The organism is Methanolobus sp. WCC5 (assembly GCF_045690325.1).
Taxonomy (GTDB): Archaea; Halobacteriota; Methanosarcinia; order Methanosarcinales; family Methanosarcinaceae; genus Methanolobus.
Genome location: NZ_CP146981.1, coordinates 771625 through 795074 on the forward strand (window position 1 = coordinate 771625; position 23450 = coordinate 795074).

Sequence of the window (23450 nt, forward strand, 5' to 3'; positions counted from 1 at the left end):
TTAATTTATACTGATAGTCTAAATTGTATAACTTGATAGTTTCATAATATCAGTTTTTGCCATACCAAAGAATACAAATATTAGACTATACTGACTCTATAGGAATAATTAAATATTTGTTAATCAAAGTTATGTCACAGATTCTGATGCTTGAATGATGTCAATTGTAGATTAAATGGAATAAATATGAAAAAAAAACACAAAATATTGGTAGTTTATAATCACAAATCTACTTTTGTTGCTAAGGACATTAAGATTTTATCAGATTTCTTCGACGTTAAAGAGTTCGAGTATCGGAAAAAAAGTGATTACCCAAGACTTGTCTGGGACATTTTGTGGTCAGATGTAAACTACTCCTGGTTTGCATTAGGATATGCAACTGCAGCAGTAATCATATCAAAAATCCTGAGAAAAAAGTCAATCGTAGTAGCAGGAGGATGGGATGTAGAATACTTCCCAGACTTAAATTATGGTGCGATGCAAAGTCCAGGACGCATACGCAAGACCTGCTTTACATTAAAGCATGCAGACAAAATACTGGCCGTTTCAGAATCCACAAAAAAAAGTGTTTTGCGTTGGTGTAAAGATTCAAATGTAGAAACTGTTTATCATGGATACGATCATAGAATATATTTTCCTTTACAAAAAGACAGCCTTGTTGTAAGTATTGGTACCTCTAGTTGGGGAACGTTAAATGTTAAAGGAATTGAAACATTTGTCAAATCAGCCTCATATTTGCCAGATGTTACTTTCATGCTGATTGGCCCACACTCCGATGAATCAATACTTTATTTAAAAGAAATAGCATCACCGAATGTGATATTTAAAAACTATACCCCACATAACGAATTAATACCGATTCTTGGAAAAGCTAAAGTATATGTCCAAGCCTCCGCACAAGAATCTTTCGGCAGTGCACTTGCAGAAGCTATGCTTTGTGAATGCGTTCCGGTGGTCACAGTAAGAGGGGCACTACCAGAAGTTGTGGGTAATAGTGGTTATTATGTAGAATATAACGACCCTGAAAGAACTGCACAGCAGATAAAAAAAGCCCTGATGTCCAATAAAGGTTCAATCGCTAGAGATAGAATAATCAGGCATTTTCCTATCGATACTCGAAGAAATAAAATAATAGAGATCATCAAAAACAATATAGATGAGCAAAATTTTCCTCTAGCTTAGAGTGATTCCCATGTGCCTTATGCCAATGGTTAATTCATATCAATTGCAATACTTGCTCATATGCAAAATAGAAAAATAGAATATTCACATCATTAGAGAGACTGTCGGATAATACAGGATTAAAACCTCATCTATTCCTGTAAAGTGCAAATTTCTAAGTCATGAACTTGTCTTTGGGAGATTTCATCACTTGAGTTACATTTTTGTCCAATCGACCCTTGATCAGTGCTTGGATCTTATAACTTGATTAATTGTTTTCTCCTTTTCAACATAAACTCCTACAGCTATCGCTACTCATTTTAACAAATCTCTTGAGATTTACTACGATTCCAGTTAACAGTGCTTGAACATTTAGCTTCTCTATTCCCCAAAACTTTGCTCTTTCCAGTCCATGAAATCTTTTCATTTCTCCTTGTTTTGGTTCGATGTGTGCCCTCATTCTCATATCATCTTTAAATTGTTCAGACTTACCGTACCTCTTTGCCTCCTCTAAAATAGAATAATGTTTACCTACCGTGATAGTCCTGTGATCACATTTTGTACATTTTAGTTTCAAACTGCAGTTTTGACAATCACTTTTTTTGAAATGATATAGAATCGTGCCTTTTTTCTTGTCGTTGTACGAGATCATTGTCCTTTGACCTGCAGGACATGTAACACCCGATTCGTCTATAGTAAACATTGCTTGTGGATAATAATCACCAGATGTGTTTGCATCTTTACTAACTGGCGCAACAAGTACAGCACCTTTACCTAATACTTCAATTCTATTATCAGTACTACCATAACCCCCATCTGCCACTATTTTATTGATCATTTGTCCGTTGGCCAACCCTTTATTGAAAAGTGGCAATAATACGTCTCCATCATAACTGTTGCCACTAGTGGCCTTTATATTAGTTATGAATCTATCTTCAGACATTGTAGAATTCACTTTGTAACCAACAAACTTCTTCTCATCTGATTTTGCTCCATGTCTGGCATCAGGGTCAACAGGATTTACAATCCTGTCTTTGACATGGCCTTTTCTTCTGCAGATATTCCCTTCGTCTTCTAGAACATTTTCTCCCAAAATACGCTTTAAGAGCTCTACTTTTTCCTTAACAGGCTCCCCAAAAGATTCTGTTTTCTGAATTACATTCTTTGCTTCTTTTACTATCACAACAAGCCTTTCTTCTTTCTCTTTCTGGTTCAAATTATGAACCTTTTCTTTTTTGAGTGCCTGTTTTTTGCCGCCAAGTTCCTTGTAGAGATGACGATCTACTTTCTTCAATGACTTAAGAACTTCAGTTATTCCTTGTCTTATGATTCCAATTGTACTTGGAATAGCAATGTTGGCAATCACATGGGTTGCATCAACATATTGTGTGTCACCTTTTGAAAAACCAGCGTCTTGAATCTGTTTTAATATCTGGTAAAAAACCTCATTCCATTTATCAGTTCCAAGCTTATCTCTGAAATAGCCCAATGCACTATGATCGTATGCGTTGTCATCCAGATTTAGCCCTATAAACCATTTTACCATTATGTTCACCTGTGCTTCATACTCCATCTGCCTATCGGAATAATCATACAGATATTGGACTACTGCAGATCGAAGCATCATTTCAGGTGTATTTGTTACAGGTCTACCTTTGTTTGAAGAGTAAAGTTCTTCACATATCTCATTGATGAATGTGAAGTCTACTTTTTCATTGATCTTGTAAAGCAAGTGATCTTTCAGTATTAGTTTTTAATAAATTTCAGGTCCATAGATGAATGTTGTTTGTTTGGATTTTGGAACAGAATACATTTTAATCACAATCTTATTAATTTATTTAAAATTAAATCTCATTATGAGATATAAATGTATCTCTTGATAGTGATTGCATGAAGAAAAAAGAGGATGTCAAAATATAAAAGTGGTAAATATTATACACAGTGGGATGACTTTTCCGACAGTCTCTATAAAGGTGTGCTGTCTTCAAGGATCAGGTAGTATGCTATAGATAATATTTGCCTGTACGTATCAGGAAAACATCTTTTCAGGTCAAGAGTGATCCCAAGTTTCTCCCCGATGGCATCCAGCAGGTATGTGGCACCGTAAAAGGAACGATTTACAATCTCAGCTGTCTTGAGCCCACATTTGACAGGGGGCTTTAAATCTTGTTTTTTTCTGTTCCTTCCATCAGTGGGGACAATCTCCCCTGTCTCTTTGTCCACACGTCCAATTAAGGTGCGCTTGGCACGGGATTGTTTCTTCTCTTTGTCCCAGTATGATACGGATTCATAGGCATAGGTTATCCCGGATCGGTTGTCTGTTTGATAGACAATTGCAGTCATGTGTATCATTTCCTCGTTATGTGTAATGTGTGACACATAACGAGTATAAAGCTTTCACTCCGATATAGAAGAGGCTTTGGAGATTTAAAGGGCAATAAAAGGAGGAATTTATGGACACGTTATGAGTAAGCGGGAATGTAGGTTACTATAGAATCCTCTGTAAACAAAATAAGTGAGATTGATCTCACCATTGGTCCAATCACTGTAAAGCACCATGTCACAGTATGTGCCATGTTGTGGCCCATTCTTATAGGAATAGATACAAGAGGGATCTTTTGTGGATAGCTGAACTGACAATTGAAAATGTAAGGAATTTGAACTTCCCGGTTACTCTTTCCCTCCTGTCCATCCGTCTATCCAGAATCTATGGGAATTACCATAAAAATCTTCGTCAGCATAATCAAATGCCAGTACAACATCTTATTCCTTAAGCTCAAACTTTGTCCCAAATATCTTGACCTTTTCAATGTACTCCGAGTAAATGTTTGAAATTGGTACGTTCTTTATTCTAAGGTGTAAAGAATCTGCCTTGTTACCAACGGTTTCCGCATGAGTATTGGCAACCGAGACTTTGAGAAGATCCCGGCCGTAATGGAAACCGGAAAGAAAGTTGTTTTTGGGTTTAAGTTCTAACGAACGGTCAATGAGTGTGTCTAAGGTCTTTAGGCTACGAAAATATCGAGCAGGATCAATGGTCATACTATCCCAGATAAACAGTACGTCCAAGGTATTCCTTAAGGCAGTCAATCTTTGCACCATTCCCGAATTTGCTTACCTTACGAATTAGAAAGCCTTCAATGTTGTCAATTTCAAGATGGTTTTGAGGTTGCAGTTCTACATTCTTCATAGTATACAATAATATGGGTTAAATATATTCGTTGTCTAAAATATAAGAGAGTGGTTCGAAGATACTGATATAAAAACAATATTTAAATAATGGTATAGTGTATTTGTGATGCAGAACTTTAAATAGGGAAACATGCCTAGAAAAATAGAAATTATAATATTTATTTTGATGATACTATGAAAGTACTTTTTATAGCTTTAAGTGAGAACATCTATTTGAACACTGGCAATTCCGTGCACATCAGAGAGTTGGCTCGAGAATTGGGGAAAAAGTGTTCTGTTCACTTGCTTGCAGGTCCCGGAGTAAGGAATAATTCTTCCCTGAAGGTTGATAATGTCCTTGTAGAGCACATATATAAGGAATCTGGCGTCTGTACCTACATACCGAAGTTCCCTTATAGGTTATACTACTCAATCAAAAAAACATTGAAATTTAAACCAGATGTAATCTATGAGCGCAATTATAACTGTTATATAGGGGCAATAACCAGTAAAATATGCAGAGTACCCTTAATAGTGGAGATAAATGGCCTGATAGATGAGGAAATAGAATTACAGGGATCGGCTAAGAATAATTCAGATATAAAACGATCATTCAGGAATTGGCTAAGAAAAGAATCATTCAAGCAAGCCTCTTGTTTAGTTACGGTTACAGATGGGCTTAAAAGAGAAGTTGGTAGCAGATATTCCCTTCCCATGAATAAAATAAGGGTCATCTCTAACGGGGCGAATACCGAACTATTTAAGCCTATTTCCTCATTTGAAGCACGGAAAGAGTTAGGAATCGAAATTGAAACCAAGTACATATGCTTCGTAGGTAATTTGGCTCCTTGGCAGGGATTGGACTGTCTGGTGGAATCTGCCCCTCATGTACTAAAAAAAGTACCTTCGGTTAAGTTCATTATTGTCGGTGACGGAATCTGTAGAAGACCTTTAGAAGAAAGAACAAAGGAACTAGGCATTGATGGATCTTTTATGTTTATTGGAGACGTCCCTTTTAGAGAAGTTCCTTTTTACATTAATGCTGCAGACATCTGTGTTGCTCCGTTCACACGTTTGCGAAATGAAAAGATAGGGTTGTCAGCATTAAAAGTCTATGAATATCTAGCATGTGGCAAAGTTGTAGTAGGGAGTAACATATCAGGAGTGGGAGATCTGCTGGAAAAATATGAGATGGGAATTGTTTTCCCACCTGACGATCATATAAGACTGACTGATTCCATTTTATTACTTTTGACCAATGAGAAACTAAGAATAGAAATGGGTGAAACGGGAAGAAGTTATGTGTGTAAGAACAATTCATGGGAAGTTGTAGCAGATAAAATAATACACATTTGTGAACATGAAAGGAAAAACAATACCACAACTGAGTTCCAGTGAATACATTAACTATGCAAAAAAGGTTAGATAAAAGGTAATTAAAGGGTTAAAACATGTTCCATCTCTTAGAGGAATTAGATATTTCAGTTGTGATTATCACGCGAAATGAAGAAGAGAATATTGAAGAATGCATAAAATCAGTGATTTGTGCTGTGAATTATGCTCGAGAAAAAAAATTAATACAATCTTATGAGATTATTTTGGTGGATTCTGACTCTTCTGACAATACCGTGAGGATAGCTAGCAATTTTCCACTAAAAATTATTCAATTAAAGAAATCAATGCCATTGTCTGCTGGAGCAGGCATGTTTGTAGGCACAATACATTCAAAAGGTAAATTTTTAGCAAAGGTTGATGGAGATTCAGTCCTTTATGAGGATTGGTTTGCAAACTCAATTCCTTATTTCAATCAAGAATCGATTGCAGGGGTAACCGGTATTTATGTAGAAGAAGTCAATACCACTAATTCTATAAGTAAAGCTTATAGTCAAGCTTCTAAAAATCAACATTTAGGAGAGATAGATGTCATAGCCACCGGCTTGTTTAAGAAATCGATATTATATGAAGTAGGACTTTTTAATCCATTCCTAAAAGCTGCTGAAGACAGAGATATTTCATGGAAAATTACTGAAAAAGGATACAAACTACTAAAAATACCTTATTTTGAAATGAGACATTATATTGCTAATAGAAGCAAAGAATTAACCTACCGAGAGCATTTTAAAAAAATGTACATATATAGTGTTGGCGAAGGACATGCAGCACGATATGCATTAAAAGATAAGAAACTCCTCAAAAAATATATAGTTAAATATTTCAATATTAATTTCGCTAAGGTCTATATTTCAATTCTATTGTGGATAAACGTAATAACAGCAAACTATTTACTGATAAAAGTATCTTATTTCCCTGAATACCTTCTTTTAATTAATCTTTTATTGTTCATACTATTCTTGTTCATATTACTTGTCAGATTGAAAAGTAAAAGTCTGGATAAACTGTTATTTTCCTATCAAGCTTACCCATATGTTCTGATCAGACAATATGGTTTTTTTAGAGGTTTACTCAAATCACCAAAAGGTGTGGATCAATACCCATTAGACCTCAATTACATCAAGCAGTAGGTTATCATGTCATATTTTAAAAAGATAATTATTGGGACTGTTCATTCTTTTAGTTCTATAATAGTAGTCCGCATATTGACAATACTGACATCTGTCATTGTGGCGAGATTCCTCGGACCGGCTAGTCTGGGAATTCTGTCGATTTTCCAAAATATCCATGGAATCTTCGGCACATTGACACAGACAACAATATCTACCGGAACTACAAAATTTGTTGCTGAGTATAAGGCTAAAAATAAGGATAAGTTAAGTGACTTTCTATCGACGATATTAATTTCTGTCCTTTTCATGTCAGTCTCAATCTCGATAATTTATTTTTTGATGTCGGATTACATCGCTAATAATATCTATGGAGAACCTTTAATCGCGTTGTTGATAAAACTCAGTTCGATCACTCTTTTGGTAGGTTCACTGACCAGCTTCCAGAATAGCATTCTTCAGGGCATGCAAAAAATCAAAAAAATAGCGATAATTGGAGCAGTAAATAGTACATTTACATTGATCCTGACATATTTCTTCGTTTTGAAGATGAGTATCGTTGGAGTCATAATCGCTTCGATCATATGTGCTCTTGTTATGTTTTTTATATATACACCAATCCTGTACAAAGAATTAAGATCGGACACCATACATATTAAAAAATATTTTCATATAGAGTATTTTAAGCAAATATTGAACTATTCATTTCCTCTGTTTATTGGTGGTTTAATCTTAAGACCAGCCAGATTATATGGTCAAACCGCCCTGGCTCTAAGTCAGAGTTTTGTCGAAGTCGGCTACTTCAGGATAGCCTTTGGCCTTTATAGCATGTTTTCTTATCTGCCCGCAGCAATCAGTATTCCCCTGCTGCCTTTAATAAGTGAAATCAACATTAATGAAGATAATAAACATACACGCATATACTCTCAAATTTTAAGGATAGTAATCATTTCAATTTTACCCGTATGCGTCTTATCAATACTATTCTCAAAACAGATAATCATATTTATCTACGGAAAAGAATATATTGAGGCAACAGTAGTCACACAGGTCCTGCTTCTTTCGGCCTTTTTAGGGTCAATCTCCTCTGTCATTGAGAATTTGTTCCTAGGCAGTGGAAATACCTGGCAAATTTTTTATATAAACGTGTATATGGCGATTACATTTGTGGTAAGTTCCTATTTTTTAGTTCCGATGTATGGTGTGACAGGGCTCGGTTTTGCCTGGTTTCTTGTAGATCTGACATTATTACCTATATTCATATATTTTGCACAAAAGAACTCATATTTAGATGTTCACTACCTATATTCGCCACTCGCCCTGAGTTTTATGTTTTTAGGTCTGGCGTTTGCAATTGATACTTACATAAGTAACAATAAATTAATGATAAGTTTTTTTTGCATCTGTGTACTTATTTTATTCGAGTTTATAATCACAACTAACGACGAGAAGAAAATGCTTCATCGTGCGTTCATTTCGGTTATGCGAAAAATTAAATAATAGTTAATGTCATTAGTATTTATATTGATCATCCTATAAAAGAGGTATTAAGTTGAAAAATTTAGACAATTATAATCAGATACTGGCTATAGGAGCTCATCCTGATGATATCGAGGTTGGGTGCGGGGGATTCATTGCAAAATGCATACACCACGGAATTTCGGTTACAACAGCCATTATGTCCAAATGTGATAACACGATCAGCGTGTCAGAACGGGGATTGAGAGAAAAGGAGTATTTTGAATCTACAAGTTTTTTAAAAGCTACAAACTCTTATATTTATGATATCCCTGATAAAGAATTTCCTGAAAACAGAACGAAAATAATGGATATACTGGCGAATTTGCAGGCGGAAATTAAACCGGATCTTATTTTGATACCTTTCCTCAACGACACTCACCAAGATCATTCTACTGTTGCTCATTGTGCTATCAGGACGTTTCGGAAGAAGGAGTCCATATTACAGTACGAAATCTTGAGGCATGGAAGCAATACATTCACACCTTCATTATTTGTAGACATATCGGATTTCATAGAGATAAAAGCAAAAGCATTAGAGTTATATAAAACCCAGATAATGTATAAAGCTTATTTCGACGTGGAGACATATAAAGCTCTTGCCAAGACGCGTGGAGCACAGTCTGGTTGTGATTATGCTGAAGGTTTTACGGTGTACAAAATGTATTGGTGAAACTGTGTTGGAAGAAGAGTATGCAAGAGAATGTATGAATTATCATCAAAGATATTTGATGGATGATCATAATCTTATAGATAGAGAAGTGCTTTTGAGTGTCATCCGTCAATTCTATGAGGAAATCCATTTGTCTTTAAGTGATTCAGAAAAACAATTCCTAAAAAACTCTGTCCTTGACAAAAACACAATATTTTTGGAAGTTGCGCACGATGGACAACTTCCACATCTTGGTATAATTCGATTGATATTAAAGACCTATCATCTTTGTACCTTGATTCCCAATTCGATGGTCCTGTATTTCGTAGGAGACCATTACAGTTCAAATATGTGCCATGAGAGCACCCTCTTTGGAATTCCACAAATGGGAGCGAACCCTAACAAACAAAGAAAGCCAGTTGTATTGAAGATTGGCCGTAAAAACCAGCATATTCCCCTGAAATGGATAGATTCCCCTACGGAAGAAATGCTAGATGATCTGAAAAAGAGCATCCATGATTGGTCTACCAATAACATTGCATACGAAAGGAAGAAAGGCAATATTACGGGAGACCTTACATCTGTCAGAGATAATATCGACAAGATCATCGATCTGCTGAAAGAGAACGCTGACCATGTGGACAACTATGGGAACTGGTTGATCAGAGTCCAATATACCCTTCTCAGATCATTGATGGGCGATGAGATAAACAGGATAATCTTTTTACCTTTTAGTGCGATGCATGAACTTGCAAAAAACGAATTCAGTTATTATGTCGAACAGACAGAGTCTATTAATTCCATCAAACGGGAGATATCTGAGATACAGGTCCTCAATGGTGAAATACCTTATCTTAAAACTGACATCTCAAGCAATACAATGAGTTTCTGGTTGTACTGCCCTTCATGTAAACACCGGGCAAGACCTAATAGAATAGATTCAGACATGATACATTATCATTGTAATGTTTGTAAAACAGATTTCCAAGATAATTTAGAACGCTTATGGCCCATAATGATGCCAGATATTATTTCATTTGAAAATGCCTATTTCAGAATAGGTATTTGCGGTTGGGTTGTAGGTTCTCGAGCACCATATCAAGAAGTGATTGATAAGGTATACTCTGATTTTTATGGAATTCCTACTCCACCTAGGTTCTTATTAAATAGCATTCCAGTTTACAAAGGAATTGGAGATCCAGATGATGGATATGGGCGGACAACTCTTTTAAGGGCCCTGATTGAATCATCACCACAAGAATTATATCAAAAATTAATGGCTCCCTGGAAAGAGAATCCTTATATCGCATCTGATTTATGGAGGTAATATAGTTGTTTACTAAATTAGTGAATTTATTGATTAGACCCAATAGAAGTTGGAAGCCCCAAGATCATGTCGAATTTGTTACAAGCAAATTTGATAGAATCGATAACTTAATCGATGGAAAAGATGTTTTGGATTGTGGTTGTGTGGGAGACCAAATTTCTTCAAAGGAAGATTTTGATAAATCATCTAATGGAATTCATGCAGCGCACGCAAAATATATTCTGGGTGTAGACATTTGGGAGGAAGAAATCAAGAAAAGACAGGAGCTGGGCCTTAATGTAGTTTGTGCAAACGTTGAAACTATGGACTTGAATAGAACCTTTGATGCAATAATTGCTGGCGATCTAATCGAGCACCTTGCGAATCCCGGACTGTTTTTAGAAAAAGCAAATAAGCATTTGAACAATGGTGGATTATTGTATCTATGCACCCCAAATCCGTGGTCACTAAATATTATCATGAAATCTGTTTTCGGAATGAATATAAATGTTAATCCGGAACACTGTAGCTGGTTTGACTTTAAAACATTGAACGAGTTACTTTCAAGATATGATTTTTGTATTAAAGAAAGATACTGGCAAGATTATTGTAAAAAGAAAACTATAAAACATATTTTAAAGATGCGACCTAATCTGTCTACTTCAATCATTGTTATTGCTGAAAAAATAGAAAACTCATAGAACACTCTACCAAACGTTGCGGTTTGAATCCATACCATAGTCAATGTAAACCTACTATTGGATTTTACCTCATAAGATTAACAGCCAAAATAATGTAGAAGTAAATCATTTAATAATTGTTGGGATGTTATGCAATTTGTTTCTAGTATATGTGCAAAATTTCAAATTCCTGCAGCTCATGCCGAGACAAAACTTCGTTATTTTAACAAATCAATGCCAGAAGAGATTACTAGGATACTTGTAAATCTATTATTCTGCTCTGTAGAAACACCAATAAGGAACCTCAATGTGGTGATAAATGCACTTCAAAACAATATCAAGCTTGCAGATGAAAAATCGCATATACTTGAAGACTTGAACCTGTTACCAAAGGTTTTTTTGGTTGCAACTGTAGATTATATATCAAATACAGGTAATATAAATCTGTTCTCTATAGTAAATGCTTTTTGTAGTGAGAAAGCTAACATTTTATTCCCCCTACATCCAATAACTGAGAATTATCGCCGGCATTATGGCCTTTGGGATAAGCTTTGAAATCATGTGAAAGCCTATCTCCAATCGACTATCTTAATACTAAATGAAAGTGATTAAAATGAAAGTTTGCTTTGTAACTCCATATTCACCAAAGGAAATTACAGGTGTAAGTACATTCCTTGAAAATCTAACACTAAATCTAAAAGAACTAGGCACAGATTCCATTGTAATTACAAAACGTGTGATAGAAAATACACAAACAAATACTAAAATGGTAGAAATTAATTGCAATTCAATCCCCATGATGAAAGATTTATACCTAGCTATTCATACATCGCTTGAAATAGCTAGAATGAGAAAAAGTATTTCATTAATACATCTCCAAACGCCTCTCCCACAATCGGCCTTTTCTGCCTTGACAGCTAAATTACTTAGGCTACCTGTAATAACTACAATTCATGGAAGATACCCCCCTCTGAACTCTTTTATCAAAAAGAAGTTCTATCAGATCATGGAGAAAATCACAATATTGGCTTCTGAAAAATTGGTATTTGTTAGTGATGATGTCCGACAAGATTTTAACTTTAGAAGAGGAGAAGTGATTCTTAACGGAGTGGATATAAAAAAAATATATTTTAATCAAAAAGTTAGAAATACAAAAAGAGCTGAGCTTGGCATTGACAAAAATGAAGTAGTGTTTATATATGTGGGTCGATGGGTAGCACACAAAGGTATTTATCATTTACTCGAATCCTTTGCCGAATTAATAAAAGAAGGTAAAAAAGCCAAGTTAATATTCATTGGAACTGGAGAATCAAAGGAACTGCAAGATGAAATCGGAAACAAAAATCTGACTCAATCCGTGCTACTCGTTGGAAAGGTAGACCACATTAGAGACTACCTTTGTGCAGCAGATTTGTTTGTGCTTTACACATCAAATCTGGAAGGATTACCTTTGGCCTTACTAGAAGCAATGGCTTGCCGCGTAGTACCAATTGCAACCGATGTTAGTGGGATACCAGAAGTTATTAACAACAATAAAAATGGATTCTTAATAAAAGAAGGAAAAATTGAAGACCTAAAACAAAAAATGAGCTGGTCTATAGACAATTTTGAGCAAATAAATGCAATGAAATTAAACTCTGAAGCAACCATAGTATCCAAGTATAATATTCAAAGAATGACAGAGGAATACCTGCAATTGTACAAGAAAGTCTTGGAATAATCATAACTTCAATAATATTCAAGTAGTACCATTTTTATTGAGACATTTGCATGAACTTGTTTGCAATGGATTCCCAAGAGAATTTATCTACAGCAGTTGATTTTGCGTTATGGCCTAGCATTTTTGCAATCTCCTTATTTTTTAGCAAGTACTCTATTTTTTCTGCAATCTGAATATAGTCTGGTTGCACCAGTAACCCATTTACACCATCGTCAATTGCTTCTGGTATTCCACCTACAGAAGTTGCTACAATCGGTTTTCCAAAAGCCATTGCTTCTAAAAGTGCTATTGAAACTCCTCCTTCACCCAAAGGAGTATGCACGTACAAGTCACATAATTGCAGTGGAATCAATGGATTATCTATGGTTCCAGTAAATATTACATTGTCTAGTACATTCTCAATGCTTGCGAAATACTTCAAGTCATTTGAGTATAAGCCTTCTCTTGTTAAAATCAAGCGTATATCCTTATATCCTGACCTTAGTTCTTTTATTGCTTTAATCAACAACTTTGCACCATCTGCTTTGTGTTTAAGTGCCGTTAAACCAACAGATAAGAGAACGATTGTTTCCTTATTTATACAATGTTCTCTCTTAAATTCTTCTTTTTCAAAATGAAAGCATTCTTTTGCTTTGGGTACACCTGCGTGGGTAACTACTGCGTTTGAAAATTTTAATCCTAGCATTTCTTTATTTTTTTCCATTAACGATTTGGAAACAAACGTAGTATAGTCACATTGATTTAGCATATTTTGAAAAAACAATTTTTTCCAATATACTAACTTAGAAGAGGGTTCTGTATGAAATGTATGTATTAGTTTTATATTAGAATGGGAAACTTTGTAGAATATCCCAGCTAATAGACAATACCAAGTACCCTGAGAATAAATTACATTAGGCTTTATTTTTGACAATATAAAAAGGGATTTTATGGTAAAAAAAAGCTTATTTCCAACTACATGGTAGTTTTCCACATCATCTCCTTCTCTAAAAATGACATTAATAGACAAATCATTCTTACAATCAAGCGCACTCACAAGATTTGTTACGTAAGACTTCACCCCGCCACCATTACTGTTTTTCCAATAAGTTGTAATCATAACTGCTTTCAAAATAGTATCACCTTTTTAATCGATCTCCAATATGTTAGAATTTATAATAAACGCTATTAATTCATATTCAAAGAACTATATTTAATGTTTGTTACATAGTTTTTATTATTACTCTTAATTTATAGGCGATACTTGTGCATTATTAAAAATTCAACCATCTTAATTACTGATAGAATTCATAATCAAAAAAATATTTCATTCTTCATATTAAGGCATCTTTCTCTAATAACTTGCGAAAATCAATTTGATTCAACTATTTGGCAAGTTGAAACAGTTAAAATTACCGCTCGAATATATCATGTTGCCAGAATCATGCAAAGAGACAAGCATACTTGAATACCTCCAAGACCAGTAAAAATACATCTTATCATTCTTCTGCTCAATGACGATGTTAGCGTTATAATTGTCAAGCATATATTTGGAGCTGTCATCCAAATAGCTGTTTTCCATAATCTCAACCCATTCAGACTTAGCATTGGGCGCTCTCGTTAAAGTATAAAAAGTATCTGTGCTTGGACTTATTTCAGAGAAACTTAAAGGCCTTGTACTAATCTCATCTAAATTAACAAAGCCATAAGCTATCTGATTGGGTGGATAGGGAATCGCATAAGAACCACCCAAAGGAAGAGCAGGTATACCAGAATAAGCTGTTATTACATTTGCAAGAAATCCATTATTAGCTACTATTGTTCCAGTTGATTTCGATTGAAGAAAACTAGTAGAAACCATCATTTCATCACTTATAGAATCTTCGTTTATACCCCAATGGCCGATCATAAACAATGTAAGGAATATGGATGAAAAGATACATAGAAAAATCAAAACTCCTGTCAATGAATTCCCCCATTTACAACTGGTTGAGAGATTTTTAACAACCACTTGGATACCAAGTATACCTAAAATCAGTAGGAATGGGGCCATTATAAGTGGAGAATAGTTTTTTAATCCCATCAATGGTAACAACATCATGAAACTAAATATAAGAAAGACTTCATTAAAGTTAATGTCTCTTTTGCTTGATACTCCAATCAGTCCTATCATCGAAAATATAACCAAAATACCAATTTTTCCAAAATAGTCTATAAATAAATTAATACTTTGGCTTAGAGAGTCTGTACCACTTACAAAAAGACCCACACTATAATAAGTATTCATATCGAATATTGACAGCTTTGTGAACTGTAATAAAAACATAGAGAATGACAAAAAAAGAACAATGAACATCCTGTAAGTATGGGCATTAAGAGGAGCTAGATAACTCAGTACAGAACCTATATAATATACTAAAAAACTTATTACGAATGCGGAAATTATAATAACTAAAAACCACGAAGTCCTATGAGTTGCAAACAAAAACACTAATGATAATATAACAAGTAACAAGTCCTGACTCTTTAATTTATTTCCAAAACGAAGAATCAACAATATAAAAAAAGGTAGCATCGCAAGAAAAAGTCCTCTTGTTGATGATTGCCAGTAAGTAAATCTTATCAAATTCGGGGAAATTGAAAACAAAAAAGCTGCAATGAGGCAATATACATCTTCATCAATAAATTCTTTTGCTAGCAAATAAGCAGAAAAAAGACTTATTTGCCCAAGAAACAAGGAAAATATAAAAATAGATTTTTCAATAGATATACCTAAAGCCTGAGAGATGATTGATAATAAATATGGTTGAACACTTGGATATGAGTACGGATATATGCCAAAAAAAGAACCAGGATGAATCAACCATTCCGCCCTCCCAAAAGTCGAAATGGATGAAGATAAGGTCTGTATGTAAAAAGTGTCAACACCAACTGCATGATATGTCATTGGCAATCTTATAACAATATTAATAGCAATCAGCAACAAAAATACAAAGAGCGTACTATCCTTTGAAACGAAGACGTTTTCAAGAATCTTTAGTTTTTCAACGTACTTCATGTAAGTTATAATACTACATATGCATATATAAAAATTCCTTCTCAAACCGCGTATTTTTCCAAAACGACAGAAAACAGTTTACTATAGTAGAGTATCATAAATGTCCATTGTCCTTAAAATATTATTAGACCAAGTATATTTTTGTGAGTGATTTGCGATATAACTCAAATCCCATTTGGTATTTAAGCCCCTAATAATAGCATTCGCAAGATCACAAGCATTACCAGGTTCTACAAGTATTCCTAATTTTTCATTGATGATGATATCAGGAACACCACCAACATTTGTACCTACAAAAGGCTTCCCTGCCCCCAATGCTTCAAACATCACAGTTGGATTTCCTTCATTTAAACTTGGCAAAACAAACAAATCACACGCTCCCATCCAACAAGGAATTTCATTGTGAGGTTTCGGCCCTACTAAAATAATAGAATCAGCTAACCCGATATCTTTAATGAAATTTTCATAGTGCTTCATAAGTGGACCACCTCCAATAATGATTAATATCAAATCATCTCTCTTTTCTAATAAAATGGACATTGCTTCAATAAGATACTTATGTCCTTTCACTTTAGTGAGGTTACCTACGGAAAGCAAGATTTTTTTACTTTTATCAAGCCTTAATATATTTTTACAATAATTTGCATCCATAGGCATAAAAAATCTAGGACTGTATCCGTTTTGAACTATTGATGTAGGAGTATTAATATTTAAAGAATCAATTTTCTGTAAGTTTTTCTGACTTACTGTTATGATATGATCAACTTGATTTATTATTGACGAGACAATATAAGTCCATTTCCTATCCCTAAAAGGCAAATCATATATATCGAACCCATGAGCTGTCACAACGGCCGGAACATTATACTTCTTTTTTAAATTTGCTACTACATAACCTGAAGTCCAAATAAAGTGTCCATGAACTAAGTCAAACCGAATTTTCGACTGTTCAATACATTCAATAACAGAGCTAAGATGCTTATCACCCGCCCTCTTGAAAAAAAAACTAATGGGTAAATAAAAAATAGGCGTTATTATAATACTCACATTCAAAGGTTTATCCTTTGAGCATACTTTATAGTTAAGAGATTTATGAGCATAACTGTCTTTCTTGAGAATATTAAATATATCAAAGAAAGTATTATGCCTTACAAAAACATATACATTATCAAAATAGACAGATATCTCATCCACCCAATCCTTTACAAAGGTGTTATATGCATGACAAATTACTAGTAGGTTCTTTTGAGCTGTTTTTTCACGCATATAACCCCAGCCACTAACTACTATAAATATAAAATTAAGAACTACTCTCCTCAGATTTGAAGTTATTTATTAAAATATACCAAAATATTGCAAAACCTATAACAAAGAAAATCCAGCCTAAGTGAAGGTGCATCAAGTAAAAAGCATCCATTCCTATATAATAGCCAGCTAAAACAATGCTCACAACACGTAAAACATTCAGTAAAGACAGAATTACAGTACCAACCAATAAATAAACTATCATCTTTTTGTATTCTCTAGATCTGATAGATATAAGATAAGCAATAACTGACGAAAAAAAGATAGAGATAGACTCAACACCTGAGCACGCATCACCTATGTATACCCTAAAACCATTGAAATCAACAGTATTTCCACTGTATGATGTCGGCTGAATCATATTTAAAACCACTGAAGAAAAGTAGGCAACAAGTTGAGTGATATAACCAAATAAATAGTTATTAGCTTTATCGCCTAATAAAAAGGGAAGCCCACTAAACAAGAAACCATAGAGGAGCATAGTAATAAAGAGGAAAAAAGATATAAAAGAAATATTCTTTTTAGTCAGTTTTAAAAAAGATGAAAATCTAGTATTCAACAAAATAATAGCTAATCCTGCAATCATCATTCCAATATCAAATGATCCTATTTTATCGGAAGCAAGTAAATTATATATAACAACTAATATAATAAGAGAGAAACCCATGAATAGTTGAAACAAATCTATATCAGTTTTTTCTATTTGAACATTAGATGTCTTTATATAGATAAAATACGCAAGCATTGCAGATGCTAAAACAAGAACTACACCAAAAAGACGATTATTGTAAGACCAGCTTAAAGCCAACCTTAAACCGATAACAAAAAAAGTGATACACAAAATGTACCCATACTTATATAAAATCCGTTTTGCATTCATATATAACACTCAAGAAGCTTTAATTTCATTAAATCCCACTTACATTTTTCATATACTGGCTTATAAATAGGAATAAACTGCGATGATTCGACTAAATTACGAATCTTTACTATTTGAGATGCAAGATCCTTATAGTTCCCAGGCTCAAAAAAGAAACAATCATCTTCAGACAATAAATCAGACATTGCCCTAAGCTTTGGTACAATTATAGGCTTATCATAAATCATATATTCAAATAGCTTGTTTGGGGTACCTATATCATTTATTGGCGCGTCTGTAAAGGGAATAACACAGATATCTGCTATCGATACATATTTTGGCATATACTCAACGGGCTTATGACCTAGCATAATAACATAATCTTCCAAGCTCTTGTCTTTTATCATAGATAAAATGGTATCAAAATAATCACCATCCCCAGCAATTAAACAACAAATATTTGGTATTTCTACTTTCAATGAATCCACAGCTTCTACTAGAATTTGAAGGCCACGTCTTTTCATTATGCTTCCTTCATATAAAATTATGAATTTCCCTTCTAGGTTGAATTCGGCTTTAGAAGTATACCGTTTAGAAGAATCAAACAACTTTTCATCAGGAGAGTTCATTACAACAAAAATATTGGATATACCACGTGAAGAAAGATCATTTTTTATAGTGTCATTTACAGTGATTATTCTGTCAGCAGCAATGCAACAAATGTATTGTATTTTTTTCAAAAAATGTACAAATGTACTGTCCATTTTTCTCTCAAACCTGCTCGCAAATATTTCAGGGAAAGGATCATGAATATCTAAAATCACACGTGTTCTGTTAAGCAACTTGAAAGGAAAAGCTGTCAAAACAAGAAAATCGGGAGGATTATGTACGTGAATAGTATCATATTTTTGCTTTTTGTTTAATTGAATTAACTTAATCATTGATTTAATAGAAAATAGACCATAGCTACCTATATAAGAAAATGCACCTATTTTATTATAGGTCAAATCTATACGATGTACACTAAATCCATCATAATCCTGAAAAGATTGCTCATCTTTCCCTTTCAAACAAATAATATCGACACTATACCCACTATCAGATAATGCTTCAGCTTCCCTTTTAATGCGCACATCCATAGGCAGATGAGAAAATGCAATCATGCAAATGTTTTTCAAGCTTTTCCCCCTTCTTTACCAAACATAGTTTAAATATAAATACAACATATAGTTTAAAAAGTTATTGCCTACATTTAATATGAATCAAAACATATCTAATTAGCTCAAAAACCCTCCCATTCTAGTTAGACATACCACCTTCAATAACCTTCCAAATGTAATTATCTTTGTAAAATAACTCTGCAGTTCTGCAAGTACAAGTAACTGATACGATACAAACTCAGTAGAGAGTGAAATTTCCTATCTAGAGAGGAGTCAGATTAACCCTGTTTATTTTAAACATCTGATAAATTCAAGTTGTAACTCATCCATTTTATCCCAGATTTTTATGTTTTTGTTCCTTTTCACCTTAATTTTAGGATAGCTTACGCTATCCTAGATAGTCCCCTTCCTTTTTAGTGTCCTCAATTGATGAATATTAAAGGAAAAAACTGTCATCAGCATCTTCACATTCACCCTTTCCACAGTTGTGACAAGTACTTTTCCTGCTTTGAACACTTCCTTTGCTACTGCATAGACTCTTTCACATGGAACTCGTTGCACACTTATCCGTTCATTTCTGAGAATATCCTCTATTTCTAATGAATGTCCTCTTACCGCTCGTTGCATTGTTGCTGCAAAACCCTTTGCAGCCGCTCCAAAGTATCCTTTGTCACGGTAAACTACTTCACCCACTTCTGATAGATCCACCTGTGAATCATGTACCGATGCAGTTGTTGTTTCAAATCTTCTGATCAGTTCATAATCCTTATCAATTATTGTATGGAGCTTGTAACCGAAATGAGATTTACCACCTTTTTTTGCCCATGTTCCATCTTTGCTTCTTGTTGTTTTAGCATCCTTCCCACGGGGTTCATCAGCCTTAGCATGTCCAGGGTTGGAGTGGATGAATGTGGCATCCTGGATCATCCCCTGTTTGATCTTCAATCCAAGGGCATTAAGCTGCCTCTGCATCTCATTCCATATTTCATTCTCTTTTCCATTATCGCTAATTCTCTTTCTAAATGACCAGACAGTTGTACTGTCTGGGACATATTCTGGAAACCCAAGGAACTTCCTAAAGGATATCCTGTCAATACACTGTCTTTCAAGTTCAGCATCAGAAAGACCATGCCACTGTTGTAGAACAAGCATTTTAAACATCACAACAACATCACAGGCCTACCGCCTGAACCTGTTCTGTTCTTGTACATTGATTCCAGGATTGGACGAAATGGTTTCCAATCGATAAGTGATTCTATTTCTGCAAGTTTATCTCCAACGGATTGAAGACGTTTGTATTCTTCATTAAGGGCAAAATAAGTTAAATCATCCATAATACTTAATTTATTTGTATAATATTTATATTTTAGTTAAATGTTGACTGGGTTTATCGAAATCCTCTAGAGTATTAAAAGAGGACTCTTTTACATTCCGTAGACTTTTTAGCCATGGCCAGGTCAGTTTGTACAATTTATAGCTACTGCCCACCAAAAAAAGGTTCAGAGGTTAACGAGAAAAGGAGATAATCTTTTATGCTGAAGTTCTAATAGACGGCCTCTAAGTCATCTATATTTTGAATCTTAAACGAAGTCATAGAACATGAAGCGATAAGCAGTCAGGTTCAATAAAATATGAAAGGGCTTATTCGAAAAAGCCTTATAGGAATGGTGATCATGTTAGGTCCCTAGCTACAAGGCATGGAAATCTAGAACTCTTAAAACTGTAATTAAGCGGATACTCTTACAACAAAAGTATTTGGGCGATGTTCAAGAACTGAAAAAACTATCGACAATGCAATCATTGAATCTTACATACATGGTGTTTCCCAGTGGCAAAGGCGATAAAGAACCATTCTCTGGGAATTCTTGAAGCAATGAAAAATGATGATAACAACAATGTTGCAAAAGTATTGAGCAACATGATCGAAACTGTTTGAAAAACCTTGTGGTCTAAAAAATGAGAAGTACAAGAATACTGAAATCTATCTGATGATTGGGAAATTGATATTATCCACACGATGTTGAAGATAACTATATTTCCTTTGTGTCTTTTTTACCGAGAAGAGACTTCACCGTCTCCCTAACACTCCTCTCCGACTCCCACTTATTCTTCCACCCCATCCCCTTTAACTTATCGATGCCCAGCATCATCTTCGGGACATCACCCTTCCAGCCACGAGAACCGCCAGTATAATTGAACTTAACATCAGACAAACCCATTTCCTCAACAATAATCTCAGCAATCCTAGTAGGATTGGTGGCATCCTCTGAGCCGATATTGAAGATGTTGACACCCTCATCACTCATGGAAACGGCGAACATCATGGCATCAACGCACTCGTGGACGTGGAGGTAGGATTTGGACTGGCAGCCATCGCCTAGGATTTCCAGTGCTTGGGGAGTCCTGCAGAGTTTCTCAATGAAATCCACTATTATGCCGTGGGTGCCTCGGTCGCCGATGATGTTGGCAAAGCGGAAGATCCAGGAGTGCATGTCGAAGGTGTGGGAGTAGGATGTGATCAGGGCCTCGCAGGCAAGTTTAGAAGCACCGTATAATGATATCGGTACAAGTGGGCCGTAGTTCTCGGGGGTGGGGATGATGGTGGCCTCACCATAGACGGTAGAGGTTGAGGTGAAAGCGATATTTCTGACATCTTTCTTGCGCATGGCTTCTAAGAGGTTGTAGGTGGCTGTAATGTTATGGTCGAAGTGGACCCTAGTGTCTGTGGCGCCAAGGCGGACATCGGGGTTGGCGGCGATGTGGAAGACTAGGTCGATATCCCTGCAGGCTGAGCAGGTTGCATCGGTGTCCATAAGGTCCCCTTCAATTAATCTGAAATCCGGATTGTCGAGGTGGCAGGATATGAAATCCATCCTACCGGAGCTCATATTATCAAATACTGTTACCTTGTTGTTCATTTTCAAAAGCCTATCAACAACATAGCTGCCGATGAAACCGGCGCCGCCGGTAACCAGAATACTAATATCAGAAAGACTATCCTCTGCCACCATTTTTTATTCACCCAACACAGAAGACACATCGTAGTATGTGTGCTTGTGTTTTGTTGATTCATTTACTCAGTGAGCATATTTAAGTTTTTTCTCTATAAAAGAGGATATCTAATTAGCTCCAAAATCCCTATTTCTAATTAGATATTCTCTTAGAAGTTTCCACATATGATAAACACAGTTATTACAATCCCACTACAAGTGTAAGATGGATAAAGCAAACATAACCATGATCAGTAGTTCTCTAATTTTACCTCCTTCTTGTTCTTACCATCATTGAATTACCTTAAACACTGCACTACCAATTGAATTCTTAAATTTCTCCTAAGCCATTCTTCAACAAACAGAATAAATCTAGCAAACCTGAACTTGTCCTCATCAATGGTTATTGGGCCTGGTTTTACTATTGTGAAATGTTTTTCTGGAGACAGAGCCATGCATTTCTAAGCAGGAACGATATTAGCGTGAAGAAGTATCTGAAGGTTACATCTTTTGTTGATGTTCTTGGTTTGACGATATTTCTCATCCTGTAAGATGATTCAATAGCAAATCGTCTTCTATAGACATTACTGATCTTCCTTGGAGACCAGTTAACTCCATAAACAACAAAACCAAGGTTCTCACATCCGTATTTGCCTCTTTTACCTTTCAGATACTTAACATCAATTACAATATCCAGATGAACTTCTTTCTTTTGAGCATTCTTCATTACATATTCAGCAGACCTTGCTTTTCTGCCATCAAGCAATTGCTTGATCTGTTTTCCCTTTCTTACTACTGGTGTGATGTAGGGGATCTCACTGTTCTGCAAGAACTCAAACACATCAACTGAATAGAACTCTCTATCCAGACAAAGTATCTTGATGTTGAAATCCAGTTCCTTGATAAGATCTATGAAATAAGTGAGGTAATCAACCTTTGTTTTATTCCTCTCAACAGGAAGAACTGCAAGAGTATATCTCTCGTTCTTGTTTATGATAGAAAGTGATACATATGAATAAAAAGAGTTTGTTGATTTCTTAGCTTGACTGCGTATAACGTAGTTTTGATTGAATGAATCAACTTTTCCATAGTATGGATCATTTGTAAAATCGATAGCAAACTCATACTTTTTCTCTGGTTTTAGAGTGCTGGCATATCCTTGAAGAAGAATGCTATGATTTGCCTGGATAAGTTCTTCAAGACTTAGTTTCCTGAGATGATATCTTAATGATGTTTCACAGGGAATCTCTTGATAGTGTTTTGATGCCGAATGAACTGAACTCTTATCTACTGCCATACATATGGCAGTGTAAAATACATCTTTAGAGCTAAGTGAACCGTTTATCTTGATATCGATATTCTCTGTAAGAGGTCTTAGAACAGTATCAAT

18 protein-coding genes and 2 pseudogenes are annotated in these 23450 nt (G+C 35.0%); 9 read left to right on the top strand and 11 right to left on the bottom strand.

Features of this window, described 5'->3' with window-relative positions; genetic code table 11:
- Window positions 1-186 precede the first annotated feature (186 nt).
- Window positions 187-1182 carry a glycosyltransferase family 4 protein gene (locus tag V7O64_RS03695; RefSeq protein ID WP_407356685.1) on the top strand — a complete coding sequence of 332 codons (996 nt, stop codon included), beginning with the start codon at window positions 187-189 and terminating at the stop codon, window positions 1180-1182.
- Between the two features lie 265 nt (window positions 1183-1447).
- Here the strand turns inward: V7O64_RS03695 and V7O64_RS03700 are convergent, their stop codons facing one another.
- From V7O64_RS03700 to V7O64_RS03710, 3 genes are all read right to left on the bottom strand, one after another.
- Window positions 1448-2908 (bottom strand): IS1182 family transposase, encoded by a 1461-nt coding sequence (locus tag V7O64_RS03700; protein WP_407357252.1) that lies wholly within the window; start codon window positions 2906-2908, stop codon window positions 1448-1450.
- A gap of 218 nt (window positions 2909-3126) precedes the next feature.
- A complete protein-coding gene (locus V7O64_RS03705) occupies window positions 3127-3540 on the bottom strand; it encodes a hypothetical protein (protein ID WP_407356686.1) in 414 nt (137 codons plus the stop codon).
- Between the two features lie 664 nt (window positions 3541-4204).
- Window positions 4205-4351, bottom strand: coding sequence for a DUF2080 family transposase-associated protein (locus V7O64_RS03710; RefSeq protein ID WP_407356687.1), 147 nt, complete (start codon window positions 4349-4351; stop codon window positions 4205-4207).
- A 176-nt stretch (window positions 4352-4527) separates the two neighbouring features.
- On the opposite strand from V7O64_RS03710, the gene V7O64_RS03715 reads away from it, so the two are divergent.
- From V7O64_RS03715 to V7O64_RS03750, 8 genes are all read left to right on the top strand, one after another.
- Entirely contained in the window at window positions 4528-5730 is a 1203-nt protein-coding gene (locus tag V7O64_RS03715; RefSeq protein ID WP_407356688.1) for a glycosyltransferase family 4 protein, read from the top strand.
- 53 nt (window positions 5731-5783) lie between these two features.
- Complete coding sequence (locus tag V7O64_RS03720; RefSeq protein WP_407356689.1) at window positions 5784-6854, top strand: glycosyltransferase; 1071 nt, start codon at window positions 5784-5786, stop codon at window positions 6852-6854.
- Between the two features lie 6 nt (window positions 6855-6860).
- Window positions 6861-8333, top strand: coding sequence for an oligosaccharide flippase family protein (locus V7O64_RS03725; RefSeq protein ID WP_407356690.1), 1473 nt, complete (start codon window positions 6861-6863; stop codon window positions 8331-8333).
- Window positions 8334-8385: 52 nt separating this feature from the next.
- The gene (locus V7O64_RS03730) at window positions 8386-9024 is read left to right on the top strand and encodes a PIG-L deacetylase family protein (RefSeq protein ID WP_407356691.1); all 639 of its coding nucleotides are present in this window, start codon (window positions 8386-8388) and stop codon (window positions 9022-9024) included.
- A 7-nt stretch (window positions 9025-9031) separates the two neighbouring features.
- Window positions 9032-10330, top strand: coding sequence for a hypothetical protein (locus V7O64_RS03735; protein ID WP_407356692.1), 1299 nt, complete (start codon window positions 9032-9034; stop codon window positions 10328-10330).
- 5 nt (window positions 10331-10335) lie between these two features.
- The gene (locus V7O64_RS03740) at window positions 10336-11010 is read left to right on the top strand and encodes a class I SAM-dependent methyltransferase (protein WP_407356693.1); all 675 of its coding nucleotides are present in this window, start codon (window positions 10336-10338) and stop codon (window positions 11008-11010) included.
- Between the two features lie 213 nt (window positions 11011-11223).
- Window positions 11224-11544 carry a hypothetical protein gene (locus tag V7O64_RS03745; RefSeq protein ID WP_407356694.1) on the top strand — a complete coding sequence of 107 codons (321 nt, stop codon included), beginning with the start codon at window positions 11224-11226 and terminating at the stop codon, window positions 11542-11544.
- A 43-nt stretch (window positions 11545-11587) separates the two neighbouring features.
- Window positions 11588-12709 carry a glycosyltransferase family 4 protein gene (locus V7O64_RS03750; RefSeq protein ID WP_407356695.1) on the top strand — a complete coding sequence of 374 codons (1122 nt, stop codon included), beginning with the start codon at window positions 11588-11590 and terminating at the stop codon, window positions 12707-12709.
- A gap of 34 nt (window positions 12710-12743) precedes the next feature.
- Here the strand turns inward: V7O64_RS03750 and V7O64_RS03755 are convergent, their stop codons facing one another.
- The 8 genes and pseudogenes from V7O64_RS03755 to V7O64_RS03790 form a co-directional block, all read right to left on the bottom strand.
- A complete protein-coding gene (locus V7O64_RS03755) occupies window positions 12744-13820 on the bottom strand; it encodes a glycosyltransferase family 4 protein (protein ID WP_407356696.1) in 1077 nt (358 codons plus the stop codon).
- A 249-nt stretch (window positions 13821-14069) separates the two neighbouring features.
- Window positions 14070-15746, bottom strand: coding sequence for a hypothetical protein (locus V7O64_RS03760; RefSeq protein ID WP_407356697.1), 1677 nt, complete (start codon window positions 15744-15746; stop codon window positions 14070-14072).
- An 81-nt stretch (window positions 15747-15827) separates the two neighbouring features.
- On the bottom strand, window positions 15828-17012 hold the full coding sequence (locus tag V7O64_RS03765; protein WP_407356698.1) for a glycosyltransferase: 1185 nt from the start codon (window positions 17010-17012) through the stop codon (window positions 15828-15830).
- Window positions 17013-17046: 34 nt separating this feature from the next.
- Window positions 17047-17931: an archaeosortase/exosortase family protein gene (locus V7O64_RS03770; protein WP_407356699.1), complete on the bottom strand. Its 885-nt coding sequence runs from the start codon at window positions 17929-17931 to the stop codon at window positions 17047-17049.
- Window positions 17928-19088, bottom strand: a complete 1161-nt coding sequence (locus V7O64_RS03775; protein WP_407356700.1) for a glycosyltransferase family 4 protein — start codon at window positions 19086-19088, stop codon at window positions 17928-17930. The genes V7O64_RS03770 and V7O64_RS03775 overlap by 4 nt, the downstream gene beginning before the upstream one ends.
- Window positions 19089-19463: 375 nt before the next feature.
- Window positions 19464-20404, bottom strand: a pseudogene (locus V7O64_RS03780) (IS5 family transposase).
- A 696-nt stretch (window positions 20405-21100) separates the two neighbouring features.
- A complete protein-coding gene (locus tag V7O64_RS03785) occupies window positions 21101-22081 on the bottom strand; it encodes an NAD-dependent epimerase/dehydratase family protein (RefSeq protein WP_407356701.1) in 981 nt (326 codons plus the stop codon).
- A 278-nt stretch (window positions 22082-22359) separates the two neighbouring features.
- Window positions 22360-23357: pseudogene (locus V7O64_RS03790) on the bottom strand (ISH3 family transposase).
- Window positions 23358-23450: the final 93 nt, after the last annotated feature.

What these genes read in the sequence shown, in the direction of transcription:
- V7O64_RS03750 (WP_407356695.1), top strand. Translation starts at nt 11,588, where the DNA reads ATGAAAGTGATTAAAATGAAAGTTTGCTTTGTAACTCCATATTCACCA.
- V7O64_RS03770 (WP_407356699.1), bottom strand. Translation starts at nt 17,931, where the DNA reads ATGAATGCAAAACGGATTTTATATAAGTATGGGTACATTTTGTGTATC.
- V7O64_RS03765 (WP_407356698.1), bottom strand. Translation starts at nt 17,012, where the DNA reads ATGCGTGAAAAAACAGCTCAAAAGAACCTACTAGTAATTTGTCATGCA.
- V7O64_RS03715 (WP_407356688.1), top strand. Translation starts at nt 4,528, where the DNA reads ATGAAAGTACTTTTTATAGCTTTAAGTGAGAACATCTATTTGAACACT.
- V7O64_RS03710 (WP_407356687.1), bottom strand. Translation starts at nt 4,351, where the DNA reads ATGAAGAATGTAGAACTGCAACCTCAAAACCATCTTGAAATTGACAAC.
- V7O64_RS03725 (WP_407356690.1), top strand. Translation starts at nt 6,861, where the DNA reads ATGTCATATTTTAAAAAGATAATTATTGGGACTGTTCATTCTTTTAGT.
- V7O64_RS03760 (WP_407356697.1), bottom strand. Translation starts at nt 15,746, where the DNA reads ATGAAGTACGTTGAAAAACTAAAGATTCTTGAAAACGTCTTCGTTTCA.
- V7O64_RS03720 (WP_407356689.1), top strand. Translation starts at nt 5,784, where the DNA reads ATGTTCCATCTCTTAGAGGAATTAGATATTTCAGTTGTGATTATCACG.
- V7O64_RS03785 (WP_407356701.1), bottom strand. Translation starts at nt 22,081, where the DNA reads ATGGTGGCAGAGGATAGTCTTTCTGATATTAGTATTCTGGTTACCGGC.
- V7O64_RS03695 (WP_407356685.1), top strand. Translation starts at nt 187, where the DNA reads ATGAAAAAAAAACACAAAATATTGGTAGTTTATAATCACAAATCTACT.
- V7O64_RS03745 (WP_407356694.1), top strand. Translation starts at nt 11,224, where the DNA reads ATGCCAGAAGAGATTACTAGGATACTTGTAAATCTATTATTCTGCTCT.